Below are 26,331 nucleotides of genomic sequence, written 5' to 3' on the forward strand. Positions count from 1 at the left end.
TCATTCAGCTTTCATAGTTCTATCATGCACAATCTACCTTAAATCAAACTTAAAATTGTTATAATGTAACATAAAAAAACCGGGCTCGGCTGAATAATCAGCCTTGCCCGGTCATCATCCAATCTGCGACTCTCTCATCATTGCAGCAATCGCTGCTCTACTTCGCCAAGCACTTCTTTTGCTTTCGTTACCCATTTGGATTCCACTTCGGCATCCGGATCAATCGGCTCCTGAAACTGATCGATTAAACTGCCGAGCGCCCGCGGCTGAGCGTGCTTATCCAGACCTTCATTATACAAATGCTTCAGCACGAACGGCTGCCCCATTCTGATTTTGGCATCAAGGTCCTGCGTATCACTGTCGATATTGCCGTTGATCACATCAAAAGGCATCCGCAGCCATACTTTATGCGCGTCATCCAGGTAGCGGTCAAAGTAGCCGTGTTCATAATCCCAATTCCCGCCAAGCGAGAACTCGTGCTCTTCCAGCATGCTTCGGACTTCCGTAAATTCCTTCTCACTTGATTCCAGCTTGAATTCAAGGGGGATCATCGCTCTATATTCTCCTCCTGGCCTAATGTTTACCGTTAGCTTGCCCGGAGTGAATGGCTGTTATCCCGTCTTTACCCAACCTTTGCGATGCGCGAATACGGCAAGCTGCGTTCTGTCTTCCAGCTCGCATTTCATTAGAAGGTTGCTGACGTGCGTTTTGACCGTCTTGATGCTGATATGAAGCTCTTCCGCGATTTCCTTGTTAGACATCCCCTCTGCGATGAGAAGAAGCACTTCTTTCTCCCGCTCCGTCAACCCTTCATCGGCCCCTTGCGTGCTCCGCTGACGCAGCCCTCTCGTAAGCGCCTGCGAGACATCATGCGTCATCACCGGCATTCCTTTAGCCGCTCCGTTAAGCGCATAGATTAGCTCTTCTGCCGAAACGGTCTTCAGCACATAACTAACCGCACCCGCTTCAACGGCCGCTACAACCTTCTCATCTTCGAGGAAGCTCGTGAGCATGACAATTTTCAGTTCAGGAAAATCCTTCATTATATGGCGCGTGGCTTCAACCCCGTCCATCACCGGCATCATGAGATCCATAAGAACCAGCTGCGGCGGTCCATCTTGAATGCCTGCCTGAAGCATATCCAGCGCTTCTTTACCGTTAGCCGCTTCCGCGATGACCTCAAATTTCGGGTCTAACATCAAATAAGTGCGCAATCCCGCCCGTACCATATCATGATCGTCGACAATCATTATTTTCCAGCTGTTATTTGAACTCATCGCTAAGGTTCTCTCCCTTATTCAAATAATTGGGTAAAGTCACTCTGACTCTTGTTCCGCTTCCCGGCTTACTAATTATGGAGGCATCGCCGCCGAGCTTGTTAGCCCGCTCCCGCATCGTGGACAAACCGTAAGAGCCCCGCTTCACTTGATCCGCTCGGAAACCGGCACCGTCATCCTGCAGCGTCATCACGATCTGCCTCTCCGTCTCGGCAACCGTTAACAGCGCCGTTTGCGCACCTGCATGCTTCACGATATTCGCCATCGCTTCCTGAACGATCAGGAATAACTGATGCTCCTTCGCTTCAGACAGCTTCTCCCGCACACGCCATTCAAGTACACCTTGCAGTCCGTTCTGGCGGCAGTAGTCCGGGAACCATTTGTCGAGCGCTTCTTGAAGGGACCTGCCCTCCAGCTCCATGGGTCTGAGCTGAGCAATAAACCCGCGCATCTGCTTCTGCGCCATCGAAGACATGGAGATCAACTGCTCCATTACATCGCTGGCCCGGTTCGGGTTCAGCTCAAGCAGCTTCGGAAGAGAAGATGCCGACATATGTATAGCGAACAGCTGCTGCGAAACCGTATCATGGAGATCGCGCGCAAGCCGTCTGCGCTCTTCAAGCACCGCCGCTTCATTCGAAGCGGTTTCCCTCATGACCTGCTCTTCGCCGGAGCGCTGAATCCAGTGCATCCGTTCATCGAGCGACTCCATCATATCGTTGAACTCGCGAAACGCCGGCGTAAACGAGCCTTCTTCCGGAAGCCTTGAACTATAGTTTCCGTGCGCAGCCTGCTTCAAGCCAAGCACGATCAGATCCATTTGACGCTGTATCCGCTGAGCTGCCCAATACCCGAATACGGCGCTGATCAATAAGAAGAGCACAGCGACGCCGATCCACAGCGACCTGCTGTACCCTTTTGCCGTCAATTCGGTCCCAAACTGCCAGAGGAATACCGAGATTGTCGACGAAGCCAGAAAAAGCAAAATCATATCCCACTTGCTATTGCGAAACAATCGAACCATCATGTGCGCATCAACCTACTTTCGTAACGCGCACATCACCGATAAACGTACTGACGTGGAGCCTGATTTTTTTGTCATTCTCTTGAAAATAAGGGGTTTCGATATCCATATTTTTAAATATGCCGCCCTCTTTATGTTCCAGCACCGCAACATCGCCGATAAAGGCGCTGGAAACGACGTGCACGCCGATTTCATAATCGTCAGGAAGATACACTTTAACGTCGCCTATAAAGGAAGAGATATTAATGGTGGTTTCACCGGGTAATATTTGCGCCTTCGTGAGGTCAAGCACGGTGTCGCCGATAAAATGGGAGATATTCATCGGCTTGAGCTCCCAGTAATCTTGGCCCAAATAGATGTCGCCGATAAAACCCGATCGCGTCTGAACATTAGGATCGTGATTCCACCACTCTACGCGACCGTTGCGGTGATGGTGCTTAGCAGCATTTCTTAAATGCCTCTCCCGATGGTCCTTGACTTGTTGCGCGTGCCTCTCGAAATGCCCTCTCGTTCTGGCTGCTTGCTCTTCCCATTTGTTCTTCTTCTGCTGCAGCTTCGCATACGCATCGTTAGGACGAACAGGCGGTATGACCGGATTGCCCTCCGCCTTATCCGAAGGCGCGTCACTCACGTCCTCCTGATCGGGCAAATCCGACGGCGGTTTCGTCGGATCCGGATGGAGCGGCGGTGCCGGAGGAATGTCTACATTAACTTGACCGTAATTGTAGGCTTTCCAATCATCGCCCGGAACCTCTTCCGTCTTCTTCGACTTCGGTTTAAGAATCATCCGCAGACCGAATATGATAAGAATCAACGGACCAACGAACTGCATCACATCGCCGATCGACCAGGCGAACCAATCTAAATTACGCCCCAGAAATACAAAGCCGACGATGAGCATGATCGATGAACCGAAGAAAGAACCGCTTCCGTAAACAGCTCGCTGCAGCATACCTTGGATACCAAGGAACAACAGCATCAACGGCCAATAGGTAGAAACCACAAGTCCGATATCGAAATCGACTACGCCGCTTTGTCTTAACATTAAGCCTACGCCCATTACTATAATGAAGAGGCCCCACATAAACCGACTTATAAAATTCCCGTTCATTGCCGCCACCAGCTCCCAATCGCATCTGCAAAGGTTTGTACTCCAAGTATAACAGGTGCTGCAAGCGACATAAAAGGGTCTCACGGTTGACCCTTTCCTACGTCTCGAGACGGAGCGAATAAGGGCCCTTTTACAATCGGACGAGTTGATGTTAGGTCTTGTCACTTCACTCGTTGACATCATTAACACAGCGCTTATATAATGGGGTTCGGATTGGATTGAGAGATAAAACCTAACATGACATACTTGAGGAGATGAGAGCATGGATTTAGCCACTCTGTCCACCGGGTTGGATACGATTTGGGTCGTGCTGACAGCCGCAATGATTCTACTCATGGAAGGCGGCTTTGCACTACTTGAAGCAGGCTTTGTGAGGCAGAAAAATGCAGTCAGCATCATTATGAAGGTATTCGTGGACATTGCCTTCGGCGCACTGATCTTTTACTTTATCGGATTCGGCCTGATGTACGGAAAAGATGCAGGAGGATGGATCGGAACAACCGGCTTCTTGCTGGACGGAGACCTGTCTCATATTTCGCTTAATATTTCCCACGAGACTTACTGGCTGTTTCAATGCGCTTTCGTCATCGCCGTTATTTCCATTGTTTCCGGCGCGGTTGCGGAACGCATTCACTTTAGAGCTTATATCTTGTACGCGATCGCGATGACCGGCTTGATCTATCCGGTTGCCGGACACTGGGTCTGGGCGGTTGGCGGCTGGCTTGGCAAGCTCGGCATGATCGACTTCGCCGGCTCCGCAGTTATCCACGCATTAGGCGGATTCGCAGCACTCGCTGCAGCGATCTTCATCGGTCCGCGTATCGGGAAATTCACGCCTGAAGGCAAAAGCAACATCGTCCCCCCTTCCAACCTGCCGCTCGCATCGGTTGGCGCTTTCATTCTTTGGTTCGGCTGGTTCGGCTTCAACTCCGGCAGTACGCTCAGCGCTACGAACGGCTCCATCGGCCATATCGCGGTTACAACCATGCTCTCTGCGGCAGCGGGCGGTGCGGTATGCATCCTCTTCACTATGATGCGTTACAAGAAAGCCGATCCGCCAATGGTTATCAACGGATCGCTGGCCGGACTGGTCGGAATCACGGCAGGTTGCGCATTCGTTTCCGATGGCGCAGCCATCTTGATCGGTTCGGTATGCGGCATTGCAATGGTGCTTGCAACCGAGTTGCTCGAGAGCAAAGGCGTCGACGATCCCGTTGGCGCATTCGCCGTACACGGCATCAGCGGCAGTCTCGGTACACTGGCAGTCGGGCTGTTCGCCATGCCCGAGATGACGAAAGGAATCGGACAAGAGTATTATGGCTTGTTCTACGGCGGCGGCTGGAACTTACTCGGTGTACAAGCACTCGGCCTCGTTATCGTCAGCTTCTGGGGCTTCGCACTAACATGGGGCGTGCTTCTAATCATCAAAAAATTCATGCCTGTACGTGTGTCGAAGGATGAAGAGCTTATCGGACTTGATGTCGGCATCCACGGCGTACCGGCCTACAACCAAGATCATGATTTCCTCGATCTGGAGCAGCTAAAGTCACGCAAATAACAGAAACAACAAAGACGCCGCGTTCTCACGGAGTAAATACTCCGGAGAACGCGGCGTTTTCCTTCATAGAGACAAAAAAACCGCCCACGTTACGGACGGTTATCATTTAATTCATCTCTTCATCCAACTCACTCGAGACTTCAATGGTATCAGTAGCAGGATTGTTATTATGTAGAATCGCACGAGCTTGCTCCACTTCCAGGCGGAGCGCACGCACTTTCTCCATAGGGCGTTTCACATAGTGAATGTATTCCACGGCAAGATGATGATCCGGCTTCTTACCCGTAAGCATCCGGCGAAGTGTCGACATCGACTGATAGGAGCGTTCTTCGTGCAGACGGCGCTTCTCATAACGTTCGACCATCTGAACAATTTCCGCAATCTCTTGCTCTCTCTTGGCAATATATGTGTTGAGGAAAGGAATTACTTCAGCTGCTTTACGGTGTCTCAAACGAGAAGGTGGCGTGTAAGTAATTGGTTCTGTCATGACAACTCCCCTGCCTTCGCATGTTATCATTCATTACACTATTTATCTTACACGATCATTTCCCGTTTGGAAACACCTTTTTCATCAAAATAAATGGCAATTATTTGACGCGGATGTCAGCTCCTACGACACCAATCAATCGACCGTCGCCTGAACGAATCGGTACCGAAAGCGTTAAGCAAGGTTTCTTCGTTATTGCGGAGATGTATACCGGCGAAGTGAAGGCTTTCCCTTCCATCGCCCGCTTCCACCACTCCCGACCCTTGGCATTCAACAACCCCGCCTCAGGCTGAGAGAAGATAAACGAGCCGTCATCACGGTTCGACCAAATCGCCTCGATCTCCGGCAATTGCTGAAGCAATCGCGAGAGCTGCTCTTGATGCGCGGATTCGTCTAAGGTGAAGAGTCTTGAATCTGCCGCCAGCTTACTCAGCTTCTCCAACGTCCCGCTTACGTTAATTTCGCTTTCTTTCACTTCGTGCTTGATGCCAACCTGCCCGATTGCTTTCGTTAGCTCTGAGGATGACTTATGTAAATTAGTGCTGATTCGGTCCAGCTTCTTAATTTGTCTGCGCTGTTTATGTGTAAGCTCAAGTGTCTCGTCTACGCTTCCAAGTGTCTGGTTCACCGCATCGACAACATCCTTTAGCATGCCTGTCGTAGCGTTCATGCTCTGCGTCTGCTGCTTGCTTGCCGTGCTGCTCTTGCTGACCAATCGATCTACTTCATGAATACGTGTGAAAATCAAATCCATGCGGTTCTTTGTTTCCGCCATCTCTAGAATGCCTTGCTCTACTGCCGTTCTCTCCAAATCAACGGAGGCTACAACTTGCTTGACCCCGTTCTCAATCTCTTCAACCAAACCGCTGGAGCGTCTTACCGCTTCATGGCTTTGCTCCGCAAGTTTCTTGATTTGCTGGGCAACAATCGAGAAGCCTCGGCCAAATTCACCTGCATGGGCTGCCTCAATCGAAGCATTCAGCGCAAGCAGCGAGGTTTGGGACACAATCTCTTGGATGAAGCCGTTGATTTCGTTAATCCGCGAAGTTTGCTCAATCAGCTCACGGATATGGCGGTCCATTGTCCCGTTATGCCGCTGGAGATCATTCATCACTTGATCCGTGTTCGTCAGAGATCTGCAAACCTCAAGCACAACCTCTTTCGTTTCTTTACTTTCCGTGTCCAGCAGCTGCGCGGTGTCGCTGATTTGCTCAGCGGATGCGGCTACCTCCTGCAGCGTCGAGAACGTCTCGCCAATACGATCCATCGCTCGTTCACTGCATAATCGAAGCTCCCCCTCGGTGACAGCAGATTGATCGGCAATGTCCGTCAGCTGGCCGATGGACTGGTTAACTTCCTCTACCGCAGCGGTCAATTGATCCGAAATAACTAACGACTCATTAATTAATTGCGCGAGCACAACATTCTGTTCTGCTTCTTCTTGCTTACTCGGCGTACCTTGCGTTCGGAAACGCTGCAATAGCGGCATGATATTATCCCCCTTTTTTCGACAATTGGTCAGAATTAACTAATAGTATAGTCCACAGTCCCCTAAATGAAAAGAGGGACCCTCTCGGGTCCCTCTTAACTTACTGCTTCGTAAATACGGAAGCTATGTTTATTTTTCGGCTTTCTGTGAAGCGGCTTTTGTTGTTGCATTAGCGGAGTTTGCTGCGTTTTCTGACGCAAATTCTGCGTTGTATTTACTTTGGGCTGCATTAAATTTGTTGTTTTTATTTTTCGCCATTCCTGCTCACCTCCCCGTACAACCAATAGTATGGCAAGGCCGGGAACAGTTTATGTAAGCCGGAAATGAATTATTGTTAAATCATTTTGTCGCGTAAATACCGCTTCGTTCGATGGATTCGGGCTTTAATGGTACCGACCGGAACCTGCATCACGGCTGCGATTTCAGCATCCTTAAAGCCATAATAGAATTTGTACAGCAGCATAGCCCGAGACGCCGGATCCAGCATATCGAGCAGCTCGTTGATCTCCAGCATGACCGCCGCTTCATCTCGATAACCGGCGTCTTGCGACCTGCAGATGGACTCCATTTCGTTTGAAGGGCGCATCCGGGCTGCTTTCTTATTCAAGTTCAATGCAATATTGGATGTAATCACTTTCGCCCATGAGAATAGCTTGCTGCGTTCTCGCAGCGTGCCTTGCTTCGTGAGCATCCGTACCCATGCTTCCTGAACGGCATCCTGGGCATCTGACTTATTATGCACCTTCCCATAGGCTACATGAATCATCTCCTTATAGAGCTCAAGCAGCTTGTCCTCATACGCCTCTAATTGAAATAATACATTTGGCTCTGTACGGGATGATTCAATGTTCATGGATATCCGCCCTCATATATAGGTGGTAGCGCTTTCAACGTGTATTCTAACATACCTTTTCCGCAAAAAAAAGAGAATATTCAGCAATCGCCGAACATTCTCTCTATGTCGATTAGGACTCAAGCAGCTCTCTTGGGATCGTCTTCTCCGCCGTGACCGCTTCATTCAGCTCATTCAGCCAAGCTTCCGTCAGCTTGCCGTTGCCGCGCCGCAGCACCTTAACGGTAACCTTGCGTTTTCCCCACTGCTTGAATACCTGTTTCCTTGTTTCAAAATACAAATCGATCTTCTTCCCTTTAATCGCTGAACCGGTGTCTGCTACGATTCCATATCCATATCCGGGCACGTACAGCAGCGTTCCTATCGGAAACACTTTGGGATCTGCGGCGATTGTCGATACAAATGCTCTTCGCACGCGAACACCGGAATACGTGATTCCGTATTGCGGATGCCCCGGCCGCTTACCAGTCGATTCTACACCTGCAGTGTAACCTGTTGCGATCACTTGAATGGGCTTGAATGACTTCACTTTCGGCTGTTTGTTGACCGGTTGCTGCGTCTGAGTGAATTGGCGCTCAAGCTCTGCCCCTACACTGTAGGCTGCCGTACAGTCTGCAAACAACAGAACGATTATCATCATCATCCCTGCTGTACTGATGGTAAAAACACGTTGAAACGACAAAAAGCTTGTCATCATCTGGGTTGTTATCCTCCTTAGTTCGAAGGATACCCAAGTGCGACAAGCTTTATGCGGCAGCCGGCATCATGTACCAGCGCAGGAAATGATTAGATTTGTTTCTCGGCAATTTGCGTTTTCAGCAACGCGATCAGCTCTGATACCGGCATGGAGCCCAGGTCACCTTCACCGCGTTTACGCACGGAGACGGATTCCGAGTTGGCCTCATTCTCACCGACAACGAGCATGTACGGAGCTTTCTCCAGCTGTGCTTCGCGGATCTTATAGCCGAGCTTCTCATTGCGAAGGTCGGATTCAACGCGGATACCTGCAAGCTGCAGCTTCGCTTCAAGCTCACGCGCATAAGCTTCGTAGGCAACCGAAACCGGGATGATTTTGGCTTGAATCGGAGACAGCCAGAGCGGCAATGCACCGGCGAAGTTCTCCAGCAAGAATGCTGTCATACGCTCCATTGTGCTGATAATACCGCGGTGGATAACGACCGGACGATGTTTCTTGCCGTCGTCGCCAACGTATTCCAATTCGAAACGCTCCGGAAGCAGGAAGTCCAGCTGTGCAGTCGAGAGTGTTTCTTCTTTGCCAAGCGCTGTCTTGATTTGAACGTCGAGCTTCGGTCCGTAGAACGCCGCTTCGCCTTCTGCTTCGAAGAACGGCAGGCCAAGCTCTTCCACAACCTCGCGAAGCATGCGCTGCGACATTTCCCACATTTCATCGTTTTGGAAGTACTTCTCTGTATCCTGCGGATCACGGTAGGATAGGCGGAAACGATAATCCTTGATGCCGAAATCCTCATAAACTTGGCGAATTAGCGTAACAACGCGCGCGAATTCTTCTTTGATCTGATCCGGACGGCAGAAGATATGAGCGTCATTAAGTGTCATCGCACGTACGCGGTGCAGCCCTGTCAGAGCGCCGGACATTTCGTAACGGTGCATAGTGCCAAGCTCAGCAATACGAACCGGAAGATCACGATACGAACGCATATCCGACTTGAACACCATCATATGATGCGGGCAGTTCATTGGACGAAGAACGAGTTCCTCGTTATCCATGATCATTTTCGGGAACATATCCTCGCTGTAGTGCTCCCAGTGTCCGCTTGTTTTGTACAATTCAACGTTAGCCAGAACCGGCGTGTAGACATGTTGATAGCCTAGGCTTTCCTCCAAATCTACGATATATCGCTCCATTGTTCTGCGCAGACGCGCGCCGTTTGGCAGCCATAGCGGAAGTCCTTGTCCGACTTCACGGGAGAAGGTAAACATCTTCAGCTCACGGCCGAGTTTACGGTGATCGCGTTTCTTTGCTTCCTCCAGGAAATGAAGATGCTCGTCGAGCTGCGCTTTCTTAGGGAATGCTGTGCCGTAAATGCGCTGCAGCATTTTGTTCTTGGAATCTCCGCGCCAGTAAGCACCGGCTACGCTTAGCAGCTTGAACGCTTTAATCTTGCCTGTGGAAGGCAAGTGCGGTCCACGACATAGATCAAAGAACTCACCTTGATCATAGATCGTAATTTGCGAATCGGCAGGCAAGTCGCGAATAAGCTCTAATTTCAGCGGATCGGCAATCTCCGTGAAGATTGCGATCGCTTCTTCGCGGCTTACGACGCGGCGGCGAATTGGCAAATCCTCCTGCACGATGCGTTCCATTTCTTTCTCGATTTTGACCAAATCTTCAGGCGTGAGGGACTGCTCCATATCGATGTCATAATAGAAGCCGTCTTCGATTACAGGTCCAATACCAAGCTTTACATCGTTGTTGCCGAACAGACGCTTGATGGCTTGCGCCATTAAATGCGCAGTACTGTGACGATACACTTCAAGACCGTCAGCGGATTCGACGGTCACGATTTCAAGCGCAGCATTGCCTTCAAGAGGCGTATAGACATCTACCACTTTACCGTCCACTTTCCCCGCAATCGCATTCTTGCGCAGACCATTGCTGATGGAACCTGCAACTTCTTCAATTGTTGTGCCTTGCTCGTATTCCCGGACAGCGCCGTCCGGCAGCTTAACTTGAATCGCCATACCCTTCGTTCCTCCTGGATGTGGTTCTTGCGGCCGCATCATCATGCATCGCAATACCGAAATTTAACAATCTATGCGGCATGCAGCCAACAAAAAAAGCACGCATCCCGCAAAGGGACGAGTGCTCTAATAGACCCGTGGTTCCACCCTAGTTCAATCAGCGCCTAACCGTACCGGAAGCTGATCCTTGTAGACGTCCTATAACGGGAACGGCCCGGTGCAGCTTACTACCAAACTTCATGATGAAGCGTGAGTTCAACTGGACAGCTACAAAGGGGTATATCGCCACTGCTTCGCGAGGAAATTTCAGCCTAGGTTCCTCTCTCTGAATCGAGCATCGCTGGTGATACATGTCTTTGTCATTGCCTTTACATGTGAATTATTATAATCTGACACCAACTGACAGGTCAAGCCTATATTGCGGTGTAATTTCTTCTCATGGAATGACATTGCGTACCCGCTTCTCCGAAACGACGTCGGTCGTCTGCACAACCGGCAGTCCTTGCTCATCGAAGAAGTAGCTGCAATGGCCGCATGTGCAGCATAACCGCACCCGATGCTCGAATATGGTTTCTAATGTGCGCATGACAGGCAGCTCCGGCTGCCGGGTGTGTATGACGATCTGCTGCGGCGACACCGTAATCAGCGTACTTACAATCATGTCCTCCATATTCATTTCAGACTCCAGCATCTCCGCTACGATGCGGTCGGCCGGTACGGTTTCCAGCATTTGAAACTCTTGATCGTAAAGGACGAAGTCGCTGCCTCCCTTGTGCAGCACATGCACGATCGGAAGCTTCACTTCCTGCATCCGGACGAAATATTTAAGCAGCGAAATAAATTCCTGGTATTGCTTATCCATTACATATTCATCCACTGCATAAGCAACGACTTCCTTCAGTTCTTGCCAGTAAGCGGCAAGTCTAAACGTAACGAAGCCATCGAGATGCAAACGGGTGTTGCTGCTCAGAAACTGCTCGATCTCATCGGCCACTTTCCCCATCCGACGCTCTCTGTCCGAACGCAGCAAAGCGGTATCGGTATCATCTTCTTGAACGGCCGGAACGGCAGCGCCGTAGAGAATATTTTGGCAATATCGCTCCAGCACTTCGATCTCTTTCACCACTTCATAATGAAACTGCTTGCGAATAATGGCCTTCAACAGCATGGGCTCCAGCTCAGACATGATGTAACGCGCAAAGGCGGCTGCGGATCTTCGATACATCTGAGGACCATCCGCAGCGAGCTTAAAGTCTGCAAGGTCAACGAGACATGATATTTCCATCGTATCGTATTCAGGCCTTGTAAAGCTCACGAAGGGAACGGCGGTATCCTTATCGCTATGTAAATCGACAAATTCCTCGCTCAAACAATGGTGCAGTCGATCAATCGCTTCACGGGAAGCCGAAAGCAAAGAAACAGTGAACAGTTCCATAGGCTCACTCCTAAAAGTTTTTGCGAACAGCAGCCTGCTAATCAGCAGACTGGATATGGTGGCCGGACATTCGGCTGATTGGGCGTTAAACGAGCAGACGGATGGTCTCGGTAGGGTCATTTCCATACGTATTCCAGAGGTCAAATCGGGCTTCCTTAACAGTATATGGTTCTGCAAAAGCATATATACGATGTAGCCATTGGCACAGCTGGTGAGCGATTGGAATGGAAGGGCAATCGTGGCATATTTCTCGGCATTCTTTGTTCGCTTAAACAACAAAAGCTTCCCTTCAGGAATTGCAATTCCTGAAGGGAAGCTTATTATATCGTCGTCTGTATTTAGTTCTGCATAATAAAGTCGTTCTGTGCCATTTCGGATTCGTTATACATCTTCAGAATCTCGTAACGCGTGTTGCGCTGCGCCGGGATTTTGCCTGTTTCACGAATTAAGCGAAGAATGGAATCAATGTTGACCTTATGCGTCGTTCCGGCTGCTGAAACCACGTTCTCTTCAATCATCGTGCTGCCGAAATCATTACAGCCGTAGGAAAGCGAAAGCTTGCCCACTTCCGGCCCCATGGTCACCCATGAAGATTGGAAATTATCGATATTGTCGAGCGTAATCCGGCTGATCGCCAATGTTTTCAAATACTCTTCAGGCGTTGCTTTCTCCCGCTTCATATTCGTGTTCTCCGGCTGGAATGTCCACGGAATGAACGCCAGGAACCCTTTGGAGTTATAACCGTTCGCAATGCACTCATCCTGCGCATCGCGGACACGAAGCAAATGCAGCGCACGCTCTTCCATCTCTTCACCGAACCCGATAACCATCGTAGCTGTCGTGTTCATGCCGATACGGTGAGCGGTCTTCATCACGTCCATCCAGTCCGTCCAGGAGCCCTTCAACCGGCTGATCTTACGTCTTGTCCGGTCATCGAGAATTTCGCCGCCGCCGCCCGGAAGGGAATCAAGTCCTGCACGATTCAGCTCGCGCAGCACCTCTTCCAGCGATTGTCCGCCTGAAAGCAATACCATCTTATGAATCTCCGCCGGGGAGAAGGAATGCATCGTAATGCCGGGGTAATGCTGTTTGATCTTACGCAATAAGTCCAAATAGTACGAGAACGGCAGCTCCGGATTCACGCCGCCTTGCATCAGAATCTCGGTTCCGCCGACATCCATTGTTTCTTTGATCTTCTGCAAAATGACTTCATCCGGAAGCACATAACCTTCCTTAGAGCCTGGTGCACGATAAAATGCGCAGAATCGGCAATATACATCGCATACGTTTGTATAGTTAATGTTCCGTCCGACAACGAATGTCGTTACCGGATCAGGATGATGCCGCAGCATAATTTGATTGGCCACATGGCCCATTTTCTCAATTTCATCGGATTCAAAAAGTGTCACGCACTCCTCAAGTCCGATCCGTTCTCCTTGCAGTGCTTTATCTAAAATGCGATCTACCTGTTGCACGTCGGAGACCTCCTTCTCTATCAACATATCCGTCACTTGCTACGTTTCAACTAATACTACCACAAACGCCAACCAGCGTCATTCACCGACATCGGCCGAAAAAGCCAGCCTAAACGGCGAAAAACGCGGCTAGTCCGCCGGGACTGCCGCGTATCGCATTATTTGCGCCTTATAGGCGGATTGGATTCCCTACGAAGCCGAAGCTTCGAAGGGAGCATTCCGCCTTATTCCCCTTTAAGCGCCTGTTCCAGATCCGCAATCAGGTCATCGATATCCTCAAGGCCGACGGAATAACGAAGCAAACCATCCGTAATCCCGCGTTCATGACGAACCTCGCGCGGCATCGCCGCATGCGACATCATCGCCGGATAAGACAGAATACTTTCAACAGCGCCAAGACTTACCGCTACAAGCGGAAGCTTCACACGGCTGAGAACGGCTTTGGCGCGTTCGCCGTCGCCCACATCGAAGGACACGACTGCGCCGTACCCCTTCGATTGTTTCTCATGCACGTCGCGGCGCGGATGGTTCGCAAGACCCGGATAATACACGCGGGTTACATCCGGGTTGTTATCAAGCCATTCCGCCAGCTTGCGAGCGCTGCGCTCGCTGTGCTCCATGCGCGCTTGCAGCGTCTTCATGCCGCGGATCAGCAGCCATGATTCTTGCGTACCCAGAACGGTGCCAAGACCGTTCTGCAGCTGCTTCAGCCTGCGGCCGAGGCTTTCTGTTGCCACAACGGCAAGGCCCGCAAGCACGTCGCTGTGCCCGCCCAGAAACTTCGTAGCACTGTGCAGGACGATATCAACCCCGAGCTCGATTGGGCGCTGATGGTACGGCGTCATAAATGTATTGTCCAGCAGCGTAATCAGCTCATGCTCCTTCGCCCATGCCGCGATTTCACCGATATCGGTTATTTTCAGCGTCGGGTTAGAAGGCGTCTCCATGAAGACCGCCTTCGTGTTCGGCTGGAGCGCTGCTTTCACGGCTTCAAAGTCCGTCATGTCCACGAAGGTGGATTCGATGCCAAGACGGTTCAGCACCGTTGTCAGCAGGCGGTAGGTACCGCCGTAAACGTCCTCGGTTACGATGATATGATCGCCCGTCGAGAACAGCAGGAACGCCGTCGAGATGGCAGCCATGCCGGATGCAAACGCAAAGCCGCGAACGCCGCCTTCAAGCAGCGTAATGTAATCTTCCAAAGCTTGACGCGTCGGATTGCCGGAGCGGCTGTAATCGTATGTCGGCGGATTGAAGATATCGTGATGATGGAAGGTGGAAGCTTGATAGATCGGCACGCTTGATGCGCCGGTTTGCCCGTCGATCTCGGCGCCGAAGTGAATCAATTTCGTTGCAAATTGCTTCTCGGTGGTGTCATTGCCTTTGCCCTTGTCCGGATTCTGCTCTGCCATGATGGTTTATGCCTCCCCAAGCTCACGTTTTGCTGCTTCAAAGGCTTGCGCCAAATCTGCGATCAAATCATTCACATGCTCAATGCCGACTGAGAAACGAAGCAGACGGTCGTCTACGCCGATTTGCTGGCGAATTTCCAGCGGAATATCCGCATGGGTTTGAACAGCCGGATACGTCATCAGCGACTCCACGCCGCCAAGGCTTTCTGCGAAAGCAATCAGCTTAATATGACGGAGGATCGGTTCTACATAAGCAGCTTTCTTCAAGCGGAAGGAGAAAATGCCCGTGTTACCGGAGGATTGACGGTTCTGTACCTCATGACCCGGGTGATGAGGCAGCGCCGGGTAGTACACATCCTCGATTACTTCATGCGTCAGCAGCCAGTTCGCGATCGCAGTCGCATTCGCTTGATGGCGTTCCATCCGCAGCGCCAGCGTCTTCATGCCGCGCATCAGCAGCCATGAATCCTGAGGTCCCAGAACAGCGCCGAGCGAGTTATGCAGGAATCCCATCTCAGCGGACAGCTCCTTGCCCTTCGTGACAATAAGGCCTGCAAGCACGTCATTGTGGCCGCCAAGGTACTTCGTCGCGCTGTGCACGATGACGTCGGCACCAAGCTCAATCGGACGTTGGAAGAACGGAGTGAGCAGCGTGTTATCTACAATGGACAGCAAACCTTTGGACTTCGCCCATGAACAAACGCGCTCCAAATCCGTTATCATCATCAGCGGATTCGTCGGAGTCTCGATCAAGATGGCTTTCGTAGCCGGCGTAACCAGCTGGTTCATCGCATCGATATCATTCGTATCCACGTAAGAAGCTGACACGCCAAAGCGAGTCATAATCTTCTCCAGCAAGCGGTATGTACCGCCGTACAGATCCAAGGAAACGAGCAAATGATCGCCTTGGCCAAACAGCGAGAAGACAGTCGTCAGCGCAGCCATGCCGCTGCTGCACGCAAACGCTGCGTCGCCGGACTCCAGCTCCGCAGCTGCCTCTTCCAGCACGCTGCGAGTCGGACTCTTCGTGCGGGCATAGTCAAAGCCGGTGCTTTCGCCAAGTTTCGGATGGCGGAAAGCTGTTGCTTGGTACACCGGGAAACTAATCGCTCCGGTAACCGGCTCTTTGATGGATCCAATTTGTGCTAAGCGGCTTTCTATTTTCATCAGAAGTGACTCCCTCTCGTCGAATAATGACCTTCTTATTTAAATGCCTGCACCCAAATCATAAGGCGTTTGCTGATAAACGTAGTAATTCAGCCAGTTCGAGAACAACAGATTGGCATGTGCCCTCCAGCTCGACAGCGGAATCTTCGACGGATCGTTGTTTGGATAGTAGTTCTTCGGTAAAGCAATATCCATTCCTTTTGCAACGTCGCGATCGTATTCGGCTTTGAGAGACAACGGATCATATTCCGAATGGCCGGTAACGAATACTTGTCTTCCGTCCTTGGAAGCGACCAGATAAACGCCGGCATCCGGCGATTCAGACAGAATATCGAGATCCCCGATATTGGCGATATCCTCGCGGCGGACTTCCGTATGACGCGACTGCGGAACAAGGAACAGCTCGTCAAAGCCACGTACAAGAGGAACATTGCGCTTCTCGACCGTATGCGGGAATACGCCGAACACCTTATCCGGCAGCTCGTATTTGGGAATGCCATAGTGGTGATATAATCCCGCTTGTGCGCCCCAACAGATATGGAAGGTTGACGTTACCCGACGAGCCGACCAATCCATAATGTCCTTCAGCTCTTCCCAATAGTTGACCTCTTCGAATGGAAGCGTCTCTACAGGTGCGCCGGTAATAACCAAGCCATCATAATACTCGTGCTTAATATCTTCGAATGTTTTGTAAAACGACTCCAAATGCTCGGACGACGTATTCTTGGATGTATGGGTCCGAGGATGAAGCAGCACCACTTCCACCTGCAGCGGCGTGTTCCCGATTAAACGGAGCAGCTGCGTTTCGGTCGTTTCTTTGGTTGGCATTAAATTGAGAATAGCTATCCGCAGCGGGCGGATATCTTGATGATAGGCTACGCTCTCATCCATTAGAAAGATATTCTCATCAGTTAGAACATCTTTCGCAGGCAATTGGTCCGGTACTTTAATTGGCATGATAATCTCTCCTGTCTGCTTGGATTGTCACTGAGGCGCGCAATGAAAACAGCCCCTCTCCTAAGAGAGGGGCACAAATGTATCGTTCATGCGCCTCTCATCTCTCAGAAACATACGTTTCCGCAAGAATTAGCACCGTACGTTTACACGCCGGTTGCCGGGCTTCATCGGGCTAGTCCCTCCGCCTGCTCTTGATAAGAAAGCTTGCTTATTTAATTAAAGAAATACCTTAGTTCCTACTTTAAATCATTCCTTTATTCCCGTCAAGGAGCCCCCCTGCCTTCATCGACAAAAAACGCGTAACCATGGGCTTTTCCCTGCATATGCTGTTACAGAACCATGGACGCTACTTTCTTCTTGAATGGAAAGACATTGTCGGAGTATACTAGACAAGAATTACGCTTTAAGCAGTGAATAATCGACCATTAAAGGGGTGTTTACGACTATGGAAGGCGACCCGAGGCCTGCGGGCAACCGCACTGATAACCGGTTTACACGGAAGATAACAGGAAGGCTAACGTCATCCAACCGTATTCGCAAACGCGCCGCTTCTAGATAGATGGACTAGAGCAAGCAGCACGGCACTGCGCAATACGGTTTGCTTGATGTTGCTTGATTCTGTTCTCCTCCTCATAGCCGGCATCCGGGAATTACTGCAACAACGAGAGGAGGAACGCGGATGAAAATCCGTCACGTGAATCAAGGTGTTTTCGCACCGGTTGATGACATTCAAGCAGCCGTCGTGCCGCCTGCCGAAGGCTTCTACTGGATTGATGCGGATGTAGATGACCTCGCTGTGCTCCAGCCGATATTCGCGCTGCACGAACTGGCAGTCGAAGACTGTTTGAGCGAAGAAGAGCAGCGGCCTAAGATCGAAATTCATGAAGGCCATTATTTTATTGTAATTAACAGCATCCGTTTTGACGATGAAGAAATTTTTCTACGCGCCTTGAACATTTTTCTGGGCCGCCATTATATTATTACCGTTACGAAACAGAAAATTAACGAGCTTCGCACGTTGAAGCCGATCCTGCTTGAAGAGCAAGTCAGCCGCCCCGACCGTTTCCTCTATCATTTGGTCGATATCGTCGTTGATAATTACTTCCTCGTGGGCGATCGGATTGAAGCGCGGATCGAGAGCCTTGAAGAAGATATTCTGGTCAACACGAAGAAATCGCATTTGAACGAAATCATCGGTCTTCGAAGCGAGATTCTCTGGCTCAAGAAAGTGCTTGGACCTCAGAAGGAACTTATCGCAACGCTCAATAAGAAAGATCTGAAGCTTATTGATGATCAATTGCAAAAGTACTTCAGCGATATCTATGAGAATGCCGTCAAAATCGCCGAGACCTTCGAGACTTACCGCGATCTGATGGGCAACTTACGAGAGGCTTACCAGTCTTCGCTTGCGAACCGCGCGAATGAAATCATGCGCGTCTTTACCGCGCTGACCACGATCTTCATGCCGCTCACCTTCATTACCGGTATTTACGGAATGAATTTCGATTTTATTCCCGGGCTCCATCTGCACGGCGGCTCTTACTTGCTGCTCACGTTTATGCTCATGCTCGGATTCGGCATGTTCTTCATTTTCCGCAAGAAAGAATGGCTGTGAATCGTTAACAAAAAGCTCTCCAGGGACGCACAGCGACCGCGGGAGAGCTTTTTTATTTGCTTAACCGAACGGAAGCTTAAAGGTCTTCTTCGTCAGCGGGTACAGCCATTTGACGCCGCTTGGCGTTAACGTATCCGCAACAAGGTGGGACAGATAACCGCTTATTGCGGTATAGGCGATCCCTTCGATCTCGAGCTGCTGCTCCAGCCCCCATCCGATCGCTCCCCAAGCAGCCACTGCCCATACGGTATGCGTTAACCCCCGATGATTCAGCCAAGGTACCCATGCCACATAAAGTCCGAGCCCCATCAGCCAATTATGGCCGATCGAATACCCTGCATAGAGAAGCGCTAATCCAATTGCACTCACGAGCGCATCTCGAATCATGCCATTCCGAGACACCAGCCCCAGAAGAAACAAGGCCGCCGCGGCAATCGTGAGATAGGGATAAAATTGATCTTCAAGCCAATACCAATATGCCGCTGCGGCTCCTGCTGCAACTCCGCCCCATAGCATAAGCGCGCGTATTATCCTCGCCGGCTTGCTAAGCTTGCTGCTCAGCATATTCGTACCATCCAAATCCGCGCTTAAAGCGGAGAATGCCGCAACGATGATAAACGCCGCAGCGTTAGTTAGCGTAACGGGATGTGTTGCAGCGGCAACCACCCCGATTGCGACGCCAATGGCCAGATGTGTCGTTCCTTTCATACCTGCCCCCCTCATTCTGACTGACTATGTTGAATCATTCATCGAACGTCAGTTCGCTTTTCGACTGATTATACCTTCTTTTCCCTCCGCATTCAATAGGAATTCCGACATGTAAAAAAGGCATCGCTTGAAGTCCATTCAAACGATGCCTTCGTATGATGGTTGCGAGGAATTGGCAGGCAATTAGCTACATAAGTCCCTCTCCTGCCAGCGCTTCCTTACGGCCTTTGTCTAAATTCACATAATACAGCAGGATGATGCCGATGATGAAAAACGCCAGCAACGCTAATATGCCTAAACGGCTGGAGCCGGTTATCGTGCCGACGACGGAGAAAACGGCCGGTCCGGCCACGGCGGCGAATTTACTGGATAAGCTCAGGAAGCCGAAAAATTCTGCCGTTCGCGATGGCGGCACCAATGTGGCATACAGCGATCTTGCCGTCGCTTGGCTCCCTCCTTGCACGAATCCGACCATAATGGCCAGCGCATAGAAGTGGAGCGCGCTTGTCATGAAATAGCCAAGCAAAACAATCAGCACATATACAAGCAGCGAGCAGTAAAGCGACTTCTTCATTCCGATGCGCGAGGCGAATCGGATGAAGAGCAGCGTGCTCGGATAGCCGACGAACTGCGTAATGAGCAGTGCAGCTATCAGGTCCATCGTTTCAATCCCGATGCCGCTGCCGTAAATCGTCGCCATGACGATAACCGTACTAATGCCATCGTTGAAGAACCAGAAGGATGCCATATACTTAAGCAGCTCCGGATAATGCTTCAACGTCTTCAGCGTATTGCCGATGCGCTGCATCCCGCGGCGCATCATATCTCCGTAACCGGCAGAGGTTCCTCTGGCCGTTTCCTTCACGTTGCGAATAATCGGAAGTGAGAATAAAATCCACCATATCCCAACCGTAACAAAGACGGTCTGTGTAGCGACTGTTTTATTGGGAAACCCCACTAACGACCATTTCTCAATCATCACTAAATTCACGAGCAGCAGCAGCCCGCCGCCCAAGTAACCCATCGCATATCCTTTATTACTCACCGAATTAAGCGTTTCAGGCGTCGATACCTCCGTAATTAATCCATCATAGAACGTATTGGAAGCGGCATAGCCGATCGTACCGATAATAACCAATATGGAAGCAAGCATCCAATCATTTGTCCCGACCATCGCCATACAGATCGTTGCAATGGACCCGATGAACATGAACACCGATAAGAAACGCACCTTAGATCCTGAGTAGTCCGCAATCGCTCCCATAATCGGGCATAGAATGGCTACGAAAATCATCGCAATGGTTTGCGTGTACCCCCAGTAATTCTCAGCCGTATTGCCGCTCAAGTCTGCGCCGGCCACCGTTTTGTAGTAAATCGGCATGACCGCGGCCATAATCGTCGTGACAAAAGCAGAATTGGCCCAATCATACATCATCCAGCTTCGTACTGCTTTCGGATTCATCCTCTTCGCTCCTTTGTAGGACATGAATTGTCACCTGTAACCAACATTCGACAGGATCCATATTGAATCCTGCTCTAACTCACGACGGCTTCCCCGCTGGTTGGTACCTTTTGCCGTCGAGCTGATTTTACATTATAATGATATATAGCTGTGATAAAAATCTTTAATCGCTAAAGGAGGGATTCCGTGAATATTAACCAACTTGAAACGTTGCTAACCATCTCACGCACCATGAGCTTTCGCAAAGCAGGAGAGCTGCTTAATCTTACGCAGCCGGCTGTTTCTGCTCAAATCAAAAGCTTAGAGGATGAGTTTAAGACGGTTCTAATTGATCGGAATCAACCCGTCACATTAACGGACCGCGGACAAGTGTTTCTTGATCACGCCGAGCGCATATTAGCCATCGTAGAAGAACTGAAGCAGAAGCTCTCCGACCTCAGCCAAACGCCGCAGGGTCATATCGTGCTGGGAACAACCTCTTCGATCGCGATTCAAATTTTGCCTCGGGTGCTGTCTTATTTTCAAAACCAATTTCCGCTAATTAAAACAACGATTCACTCCATGCCTTCTTCAGGCGTAATGGCCAGCGTTGAGAATGGCACCGTAGATATCGGCATCACCTATCTGTCGGAACGCAATCCGAATGTGGAAACATCCATCCTGTACTATGACACCTACGAACTTGTCGTCGCTCCCGAGCATCCGATGAGCCATTTGAAGCATACTACTGTAGAATCGCTCAAGGACATTCCCATGATTATGCTCTCGCCGGACACATTAGGACGACGTTTTCTGGATCAAATTTTCCGCAAATATAATTTGCACCCGAACATCGTCATGGAGCTTTCGAGCAGCGAGGAAGTGAAGCGCATGGTCGAGATCAATTTAGGGGCAGCGGTAGTGTCTAAGCTCTCCATTGCCAAAGAGGTGCAGCTCGGAACATTGAAACGGATTAAAGTCAATGAGCTCGATATGAGCCATCCGGTCGGTTTGGTTTATAAGTCGGGACGGTACATCAACTCAGCAATGCAGCAGTTTTTGAGCGATTTGAAGGGTATGCCCGAAGATCATTTCATTAGCAGCGAGTAGGAGGAGATTCAGTTTGAAATTCGACTTACATACGCACCACTTCCGGTGCGGGCATGCAGACGATAATATCGAGGATTATATCAAGGCAGGCGTCAAGGCGGGACTGGCCGTCATCGGAATTTCAGATCATTCTCCTTATTTTGCCAGCGATCAAGAACAGCCGAACCCGGGCATTGCAATGGGAAAAAGCGAATTTGCTCGTTATGTAGAAGAAGTGCTGCGGCTCAAAGCCAAGTATGAAGGCACCATCGATGTCCTGCTCGGCGTGGAGTCCGATTTCTTCCCTCAGCACGCTCAAGTTTATCGTGATGTGTATGCCGGCTATCCTTTTGATTACATTATCGGTTCCGTCCACCAGTCGCGCGGGGTCAGCATCTTCAACCGCAATCGTTGGAAGAACCTCTCTGAAGAACAGCAAATCGACGAAAAACGCCATTATTACGAGCTTATCGGCCAATCCGCCCGCAGTGGCATGTTCCAAATTCTCGGTCATATCGATGCGATGAAGGGCTATTACCCAGCATTCTCCGCCATTGCTGCGGATGAAGCGATTGACGATTGCCTTAAACGCATTGGGGAGAGCAGCGTATCCATCGAAATCAACACCTCCGGCAAAACCAAAGATGCCGGCGGCTGGTATCCGTCCGATGCGATATTGGAGCGCGCCTTGCATTTTGGTGTAACGGTATCTTTCGGTTCTGATGCGCATAAGCCGAGCCGTGTCGGCGAAGATTGGGAGCTTGTTGCGAAGCGTCTGAAGGAAATCGGGTTTACGGAATGGTTTTATTACAAGAACAAAAAGCCGGTTCGTGTGGGCCTCTAGATAAAAAAGTGGACCTGCACGCGGCAGGTCCGAAGTCATATATAATCAAAAGGGGGTCTTGGTTACTATAATACCCCTCCAATATGAAGGAACCGTAACAGAACCATTTCATTTGTGTAACATTTAATATTCATCCGGATTGGTGGAAATTGACATGTGGTTTGCTGCAGCCGTCGGCAGTGCGGTACTGTTCGGGTTGGCTGGCTGGTGGATGAAGGTGTCCCAGATGCAAAGCGGTTCCTCCGCTTACCTGCTTCTGGGTCTTTATATTTCCGGGACCTGCGGATTTGGCATTCACGCCGCATTGGAGCATACGCTACTGCCGTCGCTGGCTGATCCACGCGTTTGGCTCGCAGGCTTGCTTATCGGTGCAGGCTCCGCTCTTGGGAACGCGCTCTTCATGAAAGCGTTGGAATGGGGACCTGCCAGTCTGACATCGCCGCTTACGAACATGAACATTATTCTTGTTATTGCGCTTGGCACCTTCGGCTACAACGAACAACTCTCGAAGACCGAGCTTGGCGGCGTTCTGCTGCTGCTGTCAGCGGTCGTGCTTGTCTCCGTTCGAGGCAAAGAAAAAGCCTTCCGTATCGCACCGCGTTGGTACTTCTACGTAGGCATCAGCATTTTGCTGTTCGCGATTCGAAATGGCGGGCTGAAGGTCACAGGTGACCTTGGACTCGGCAGCGCTCCGATCTTATTCGTTGCTTACAGCTTGTCTATTGTATGGTTTGCCGTTGCTGCGCGCCAAGAGCGAACACGCAGAACTTCACTCGGCAGTTTACGTGCAGGTCATGAAGTCGTTTCAGGTCTCATAAACAAGTCGCTTCGCGCTGCTTCGATCGGAATGAAATGGGGGCTAATCGCCGGCTTGTTCTCCTATGGCGGATTGCAGCTCTACGCGATCGCGCTCGAAACGGGACGTGCCAACATAGCCGGTCCCATCTTTGCCGCCAACAGTTTGGTTGTGGCCGCAGGCTCCATCATCTTATATCGCGAGCGCTTGAACGGCTATCAGTGGACGGCTTTCGTGCTGACCATTGCCGGACTTATCCTAATACGGCTCTAGATGCTGGTTTTATTCGGAGTTGCGTCTCAGAAAAAGTTTGCGCAGCGTTGTTTCAAAGGTACTCAGGTTCCGGCGTATGAATCGGCGGAACCGCCCTGCCGCGGACAGCTTCATCACCGAACCCCAGCCATCGTAACGCCCGCCACTGCCTGCCAGCAGCGAATGAAGCTCACGTACGCGTTCATTGACCGTATCAAGCCGAACGTCCTCGAAACGGCTGATCACGAGCGGATAAGGGTAGCCCTTCTCGGGATTCCCTTCCTTCTCCTTCTCGATGACATAGCCAAGTCCCTTGAGCATCGACTCAATCTCGCGCCTGTCATCGTCCTCGCGAAATAACAGCCAGTGATACACATTCCGGGGCTGCCCGATATTATCCCCTTTATGAATAAGCGCATAGATCATCTGTGCATTGTGCACAAACAGCTCCTCTAGCGCATCCGGCAGCATGAACCTATAAAATTCCCACTGTGGATCCGCTTTGCGATAGACCTGTGCTCGGAAGGGCCAGTTCTGATCCAGCCAAGCATGAATCGCCGGCAGATCGGGGCTCTCCCCCTTCGTATAATAATAAAACTCCAGCCGCGTCGCGGCATTGATGCGCCCAATATAAATGGCCTCCGCGGTACTTTTCAGCCATTGTTCAAGCTTGGACTCCAACTGCTCCAATTGTTTGACAAAATCCCGATTCGAACGATTATGCGCACGAACCGGATATAAGTTAATCGTAATCGAAAGCAGATCCGTGTACGGTGCGAGTGGCGCGGAGTTTCGAAATCCGACATTAATCAACACGCGCAGCTGCTCCGATTCCGTCCGACGTTCATAAAATCCCCAGTTGTCCGACATCCGGCACCTCAATATCGTGGTATGATAATATTCTATAGCATCTTAGAATTATTTCGGCTATACTTGCAAAGTTAATAAGTTTTTTGGAAAAATACCCCATCCGTATCCAACTAACTTAAGTATAGTATATAATGAATGAAAAGCATTTGTCTTCTCTTGGCGAATAGCCCTCCCTTTTGAAAACGTCATGTGCTACAATAGAATCATTGAAAGTGGGGTGATAACGTGGATTATTCCAAAATGTGCCCAAAGTATGAATGCGCAACAGAGCTGCTCGGGAAGAAATGGACTGGCATGATCGTTCGCGTTCTGCTCGGCGGGCCGAAGCGGTTTAAAGAGATGAAAGAGCAAATCCCGGAGATGAGCGATAAGATGCTCACCGACCGGATGAAAGAGCTTGAACAATTCGATATTATTAAACGTAACGTCTATCCGGAAATGCCGGTTCGAATTGAATATGAATTAACTGCTAAAGGGCGGGGACTAGAACCCGTTATCCAATCGATTCAAGATTGGGGCGAGAATTGGTGTTAGAAGCTGCCGTAGATTACGGCAGCTTTTTTACTTACGGGAAAACATCCGATAATGTTGCACCTTTCGCTAAAATAGCGCATTTCTTAACAAAATAATGGCGTCACTTAAAAAGGCGTATCCAACGGAAATTGGATACGCCTTTTTGTGGTGCGACTGTTTCAAGCGACTCCGGAGCCGGTCTTTGGTCTTTGGTCTGTGGCGCGACTTGGGAGCGGATGTCTTCGGTTTCATGCGACTCTGGAGCAGCGCCGGGAACGGACGCCAGCCAATAAAATCATTATCCGCTGCCCCAAGCAGCGGTAAAATGGAGCGACTTTGGTGCGGAAACGCAGCAACAGCTATTCCGAATTTGAGCGACTTTGGTGCGGAGCACCACGGGAGCGCAAATCGGAATAGCTGTGCGAAGTGCCCCCCACGGGAGCCCTATCTTTACCCTACATCCCCAACCATTTTTTAAACAAATGCTTAGTCGTATCTTTATTAATCGCTGCAATCGAAGTCGTCAGCGGAATGCCTTTCGGACAAGAGCGCACGCAGTTCTGCGAGTTACCGCAGCCCTCGATGCCGCCATCTTCCATAAGCGTCTCCAGACGTTCTTCTTGGTTCATCTCGCCCGTAGGATGAGCGTTGAACAGGCGAACTTGCGAGATTGCCGCAGGTCCGATGAAGCTGTTGCGGTCGTTGACGTTCGGGCAGGATTCCAAGCAGACCCCGCAGGTCATGCATTTGGACAATTCATACGCCCATTGACGTTTCGTTTCCGCCATACGCGGTCCTGGACCCAGATCGTACGTACCGTCGATCGGAATCCACGCTTTAACCCGTTTAAGCGCGTTGAACATCCGCTCACGGTTGATAACCAAGTCACGCACAACCGGGAACGTGCTCATCGGCTGCAGACGAATCGGCTGTTCCAGTTTATCGATCAGCGCGCTGCACGCCTGGCGCGGCTTGCCGTTGATAACCATGGAGCAGGCTCCGCAAACTTCCTCGAGGCAGTTGGATTCCCAACATACCGGAGCCGTTCCTTGACCGTCTTGTTTCTTGGGATTACGCTGGATTTCCATCAATGCGCCGATTACGTTCATATTCGGGCGATAAGGAATTTCAAACTCTTCGGTATACGATCCAGAGTTCGGAGCGTCTTGACGCGTAATGACCAGCTTTACTGTTTTTGATTTCACTGTCGTCGCTTCCGCCATCGTTATTCTCC

General features: G+C 50.5%; 25 protein-coding genes and 1 riboswitch. Of the genes, 6 read left to right on the top strand and 19 right to left on the bottom strand.

Annotated features, from left to right (window positions below):
* Positions 1-137: 137 nt before the first annotated feature.
* From I8J30_RS05800 to liaF, 4 genes are read right to left on the bottom strand one after another with little or no spacing between them, the layout of a single operon-like run.
* On the bottom strand, positions 138-551 hold the full coding sequence (locus I8J30_RS05800) for a YugN family protein (RefSeq protein WP_091220985.1): 414 nt from the start codon (positions 549-551) through the stop codon (positions 138-140).
* A gap of 60 nt (positions 552-611) precedes the next feature.
* The gene (locus tag I8J30_RS05805) at positions 612-1,277 is read right to left on the bottom strand and encodes a response regulator (protein ID WP_210656300.1); all 666 of its coding nucleotides are present in this window, start codon (positions 1,275-1,277) and stop codon (positions 612-614) included.
* A complete protein-coding gene (locus I8J30_RS05810; RefSeq protein ID WP_210656302.1) occupies positions 1,264-2,304 on the bottom strand; it encodes a sensor histidine kinase in 1,041 nt (346 codons plus the stop codon). The genes I8J30_RS05805 and I8J30_RS05810 overlap by 14 nt, the downstream gene beginning before the upstream one ends.
* A 7-nt stretch (positions 2,305-2,311) precedes the next feature.
* Positions 2,312-3,748, bottom strand: coding sequence for a cell wall-active antibiotics response protein LiaF (gene liaF / locus I8J30_RS05815; protein ID WP_420831210.1), 1,437 nt, complete (start codon positions 3,746-3,748; stop codon positions 2,312-2,314).
* Between liaF and I8J30_RS05820 the strand changes: the two genes are divergently transcribed.
* On the top strand, positions 3,675-4,970 hold the full coding sequence (locus tag I8J30_RS05820; protein WP_210656304.1) for an ammonium transporter: 1,296 nt from the start codon (positions 3,675-3,677) through the stop codon (positions 4,968-4,970). The genes liaF and I8J30_RS05820 overlap by 74 nt on opposite strands.
* A gap of 106 nt (positions 4,971-5,076) precedes the next feature.
* Here I8J30_RS05820 and I8J30_RS05825 read toward each other — a convergent pair whose 3' ends face one another.
* The 11 genes from I8J30_RS05825 to metA form a co-directional block, all read right to left on the bottom strand.
* A complete protein-coding gene (locus I8J30_RS05825) occupies positions 5,077-5,457 on the bottom strand; it encodes a hypothetical protein (protein WP_210656306.1) in 381 nt (126 codons plus the stop codon).
* 100 nt (positions 5,458-5,557) lie between these two features.
* Positions 5,558-6,946 (bottom strand): methyl-accepting chemotaxis protein, encoded by a 1,389-nt coding sequence (locus tag I8J30_RS05830; protein ID WP_210656308.1) that lies wholly within the window; start codon positions 6,944-6,946, stop codon positions 5,558-5,560.
* A 129-nt stretch (positions 6,947-7,075) separates the two neighbouring features.
* Positions 7,076-7,204, bottom strand: a complete 129-nt coding sequence (locus I8J30_RS33555) for a hypothetical protein (protein WP_256256401.1) — start codon at positions 7,202-7,204, stop codon at positions 7,076-7,078.
* A 76-nt stretch (positions 7,205-7,280) separates the two neighbouring features.
* Positions 7,281-7,799, bottom strand: coding sequence for an RNA polymerase sigma factor (locus tag I8J30_RS05835; protein ID WP_210656310.1), 519 nt, complete (start codon positions 7,797-7,799; stop codon positions 7,281-7,283).
* A 112-nt stretch (positions 7,800-7,911) separates the two neighbouring features.
* Entirely contained in the window at positions 7,912-8,493 is a 582-nt protein-coding gene (locus I8J30_RS05840; protein WP_420831217.1) for a 3D domain-containing protein, read from the bottom strand.
* 92 nt (positions 8,494-8,585) lie between these two features.
* The gene (gene thrS / locus I8J30_RS05845; RefSeq protein WP_210656314.1) at positions 8,586-10,523 is read right to left on the bottom strand and encodes a threonine--tRNA ligase; all 1,938 of its coding nucleotides are present in this window, start codon (positions 10,521-10,523) and stop codon (positions 8,586-8,588) included.
* 436 nt (positions 10,524-10,959) lie between these two features.
* Positions 10,960-11,958, bottom strand: a complete 999-nt coding sequence (locus I8J30_RS05850; RefSeq protein WP_210656316.1) for a putative sporulation protein YtxC — start codon at positions 11,956-11,958, stop codon at positions 10,960-10,962.
* A gap of 338 nt (positions 11,959-12,296) precedes the next feature.
* Positions 12,297-13,433, bottom strand: a complete 1,137-nt coding sequence (mqnC, locus tag I8J30_RS05855; protein WP_090981967.1) for a cyclic dehypoxanthinyl futalosine synthase — start codon at positions 13,431-13,433, stop codon at positions 12,297-12,299.
* Between the two features lie 224 nt (positions 13,434-13,657).
* The gene (locus I8J30_RS05860) at positions 13,658-14,845 is read right to left on the bottom strand and encodes an aminotransferase class I/II-fold pyridoxal phosphate-dependent enzyme (protein ID WP_210656318.1); all 1,188 of its coding nucleotides are present in this window, start codon (positions 14,843-14,845) and stop codon (positions 13,658-13,660) included.
* Between the two features lie 6 nt (positions 14,846-14,851).
* Positions 14,852-16,012 (bottom strand): PLP-dependent transferase, encoded by a 1,161-nt coding sequence (locus I8J30_RS05865; protein ID WP_210656320.1) that lies wholly within the window; start codon positions 16,010-16,012, stop codon positions 14,852-14,854.
* A 39-nt stretch (positions 16,013-16,051) separates the two neighbouring features.
* Positions 16,052-16,969, bottom strand: coding sequence for a homoserine O-acetyltransferase MetA (gene metA, locus I8J30_RS05870; protein WP_210656322.1), 918 nt, complete (start codon positions 16,967-16,969; stop codon positions 16,052-16,054).
* Between the two features lie 94 nt (positions 16,970-17,063).
* Positions 17,064-17,170: riboswitch (SAM riboswitch) on the bottom strand.
* Between the two features lie 478 nt (positions 17,171-17,648).
* Here metA and corA point away from each other — a divergent pair.
* Entirely contained in the window at positions 17,649-18,584 is a 936-nt protein-coding gene (corA, locus tag I8J30_RS05875; RefSeq protein WP_210656324.1) for a magnesium/cobalt transporter CorA, read from the top strand.
* Positions 18,585-18,644: 60 nt separating this feature from the next.
* Here corA and I8J30_RS05880 read toward each other — a convergent pair whose 3' ends face one another.
* Complete coding sequence (locus I8J30_RS05880; protein WP_210656326.1) at positions 18,645-19,292, bottom strand: metal-dependent hydrolase; 648 nt, start codon at positions 19,290-19,292, stop codon at positions 18,645-18,647.
* A gap of 187 nt (positions 19,293-19,479) precedes the next feature.
* A complete protein-coding gene (locus tag I8J30_RS05885) occupies positions 19,480-20,754 on the bottom strand; it encodes an MFS transporter (RefSeq protein ID WP_210656328.1) in 1,275 nt (424 codons plus the stop codon).
* 186 nt (positions 20,755-20,940) lie between these two features.
* Between I8J30_RS05885 and I8J30_RS05890 the strand changes: the two genes are divergently transcribed.
* From I8J30_RS05890 to I8J30_RS05900, 3 genes are all read left to right on the top strand, one after another.
* Positions 20,941-21,843 (top strand): LysR family transcriptional regulator, encoded by a 903-nt coding sequence (locus I8J30_RS05890; protein WP_091221019.1) that lies wholly within the window; start codon positions 20,941-20,943, stop codon positions 21,841-21,843.
* A gap of 13 nt (positions 21,844-21,856) precedes the next feature.
* Positions 21,857-22,666 (top strand): histidinol-phosphatase, encoded by an 810-nt coding sequence (locus I8J30_RS05895; RefSeq protein ID WP_210656330.1) that lies wholly within the window; start codon positions 21,857-21,859, stop codon positions 22,664-22,666.
* A gap of 154 nt (positions 22,667-22,820) precedes the next feature.
* Positions 22,821-23,735: an EamA family transporter gene (locus I8J30_RS05900; protein WP_210656332.1), complete on the top strand. Its 915-nt coding sequence runs from the start codon at positions 22,821-22,823 to the stop codon at positions 23,733-23,735.
* A gap of 9 nt (positions 23,736-23,744) precedes the next feature.
* Here I8J30_RS05900 and I8J30_RS05905 read toward each other — a convergent pair whose 3' ends face one another.
* Complete coding sequence (locus I8J30_RS05905; RefSeq protein WP_210656334.1) at positions 23,745-24,584, bottom strand: DUF695 domain-containing protein; 840 nt, start codon at positions 24,582-24,584, stop codon at positions 23,745-23,747.
* A gap of 225 nt (positions 24,585-24,809) precedes the next feature.
* On the opposite strand from I8J30_RS05905, the gene I8J30_RS05910 reads away from it, so the two are divergent.
* Positions 24,810-25,118 (top strand): winged helix-turn-helix transcriptional regulator, encoded by a 309-nt coding sequence (locus tag I8J30_RS05910; protein ID WP_091221031.1) that lies wholly within the window; start codon positions 24,810-24,812, stop codon positions 25,116-25,118.
* A gap of 434 nt (positions 25,119-25,552) precedes the next feature.
* On the opposite strand, the gene sdhB is transcribed toward I8J30_RS05910, so the two are convergent.
* A complete protein-coding gene (sdhB, locus tag I8J30_RS05915) occupies positions 25,553-26,320 on the bottom strand; it encodes a succinate dehydrogenase iron-sulfur subunit (protein ID WP_091221036.1) in 768 nt (255 codons plus the stop codon).
* Between the last annotated feature and the right edge of the window lie 11 nt (positions 26,321-26,331).

Source organism: Paenibacillus lignilyticus, assembly GCF_017942085.1.
Taxonomy (GTDB): Bacteria; Bacillota; Bacilli; order Paenibacillales; family Paenibacillaceae; genus Paenibacillus_Z; species Paenibacillus_Z lignilyticus.

Excerpts from the sequence above, each read along its gene's own strand:
- I8J30_RS05800 (WP_091220985.1), bottom strand. The coding sequence starts at position 551 with ATGATCCCCCTTGAATTCAAGCTGGAATCAAGTGAGAAGGAATTTACG.
- I8J30_RS05805 (WP_210656300.1), bottom strand. The coding sequence starts at position 1,277 with ATGAGTTCAAATAACAGCTGGAAAATAATGATTGTCGACGATCATGAT.
- I8J30_RS05810 (WP_210656302.1), bottom strand. The coding sequence starts at position 2,304 with ATGATGGTTCGATTGTTTCGCAATAGCAAGTGGGATATGATTTTGCTT.
- I8J30_RS05820 (WP_210656304.1), top strand. The coding sequence starts at position 3,675 with ATGGATTTAGCCACTCTGTCCACCGGGTTGGATACGATTTGGGTCGTG.
- liaF (WP_420831210.1), bottom strand. The coding sequence starts at position 3,748 with ATGAGTAGAATCATTGCGGCTGTCAGCACGACCCAAATCGTATCCAAC.
- I8J30_RS05825 (WP_210656306.1), bottom strand. The coding sequence starts at position 5,457 with ATGACAGAACCAATTACTTACACGCCACCTTCTCGTTTGAGACACCGT.
- I8J30_RS05830 (WP_210656308.1), bottom strand. The coding sequence starts at position 6,946 with ATGCCGCTATTGCAGCGTTTCCGAACGCAAGGTACGCCGAGTAAGCAA.
- I8J30_RS33555 (WP_256256401.1), bottom strand. The coding sequence starts at position 7,204 with ATGGCGAAAAATAAAAACAACAAATTTAATGCAGCCCAAAGTAAATAC.
- I8J30_RS05835 (WP_210656310.1), bottom strand. The coding sequence starts at position 7,799 with ATGAACATTGAATCATCCCGTACAGAGCCAAATGTATTATTTCAATTA.
- I8J30_RS05840 (WP_420831217.1), bottom strand. The coding sequence starts at position 8,493 with ATGACAAGCTTTTTGTCGTTTCAACGTGTTTTTACCATCAGTACAGCA.
- thrS (WP_210656314.1), bottom strand. The coding sequence starts at position 10,523 with ATGGCGATTCAAGTTAAGCTGCCGGACGGCGCTGTCCGGGAATACGAG.
- I8J30_RS05850 (WP_210656316.1), bottom strand. The coding sequence starts at position 11,958 with ATGGAACTGTTCACTGTTTCTTTGCTTTCGGCTTCCCGTGAAGCGATT.
- I8J30_RS05860 (WP_210656318.1), bottom strand. The coding sequence starts at position 14,845 with ATGGCAGAGCAGAATCCGGACAAGGGCAAAGGCAATGACACCACCGAG.
- I8J30_RS05865 (WP_210656320.1), bottom strand. The coding sequence starts at position 16,012 with ATGAAAATAGAAAGCCGCTTAGCACAAATTGGATCCATCAAAGAGCCG.
- metA (WP_210656322.1), bottom strand. The coding sequence starts at position 16,969 with ATGCCAATTAAAGTACCGGACCAATTGCCTGCGAAAGATGTTCTAACT.
- corA (WP_210656324.1), top strand. The coding sequence starts at position 17,649 with ATGAAAATCCGTCACGTGAATCAAGGTGTTTTCGCACCGGTTGATGAC.
- I8J30_RS05880 (WP_210656326.1), bottom strand. The coding sequence starts at position 19,292 with ATGAAAGGAACGACACATCTGGCCATTGGCGTCGCAATCGGGGTGGTT.
- I8J30_RS05885 (WP_210656328.1), bottom strand. The coding sequence starts at position 20,754 with ATGAATCCGAAAGCAGTACGAAGCTGGATGATGTATGATTGGGCCAAT.
- I8J30_RS05900 (WP_210656332.1), top strand. The coding sequence starts at position 22,821 with ATGTGGTTTGCTGCAGCCGTCGGCAGTGCGGTACTGTTCGGGTTGGCT.
- I8J30_RS05905 (WP_210656334.1), bottom strand. The coding sequence starts at position 24,584 with ATGTCGGACAACTGGGGATTTTATGAACGTCGGACGGAATCGGAGCAG.
- sdhB (WP_091221036.1), bottom strand. The coding sequence starts at position 26,320 with ATGGCGGAAGCGACGACAGTGAAATCAAAAACAGTAAAGCTGGTCATT.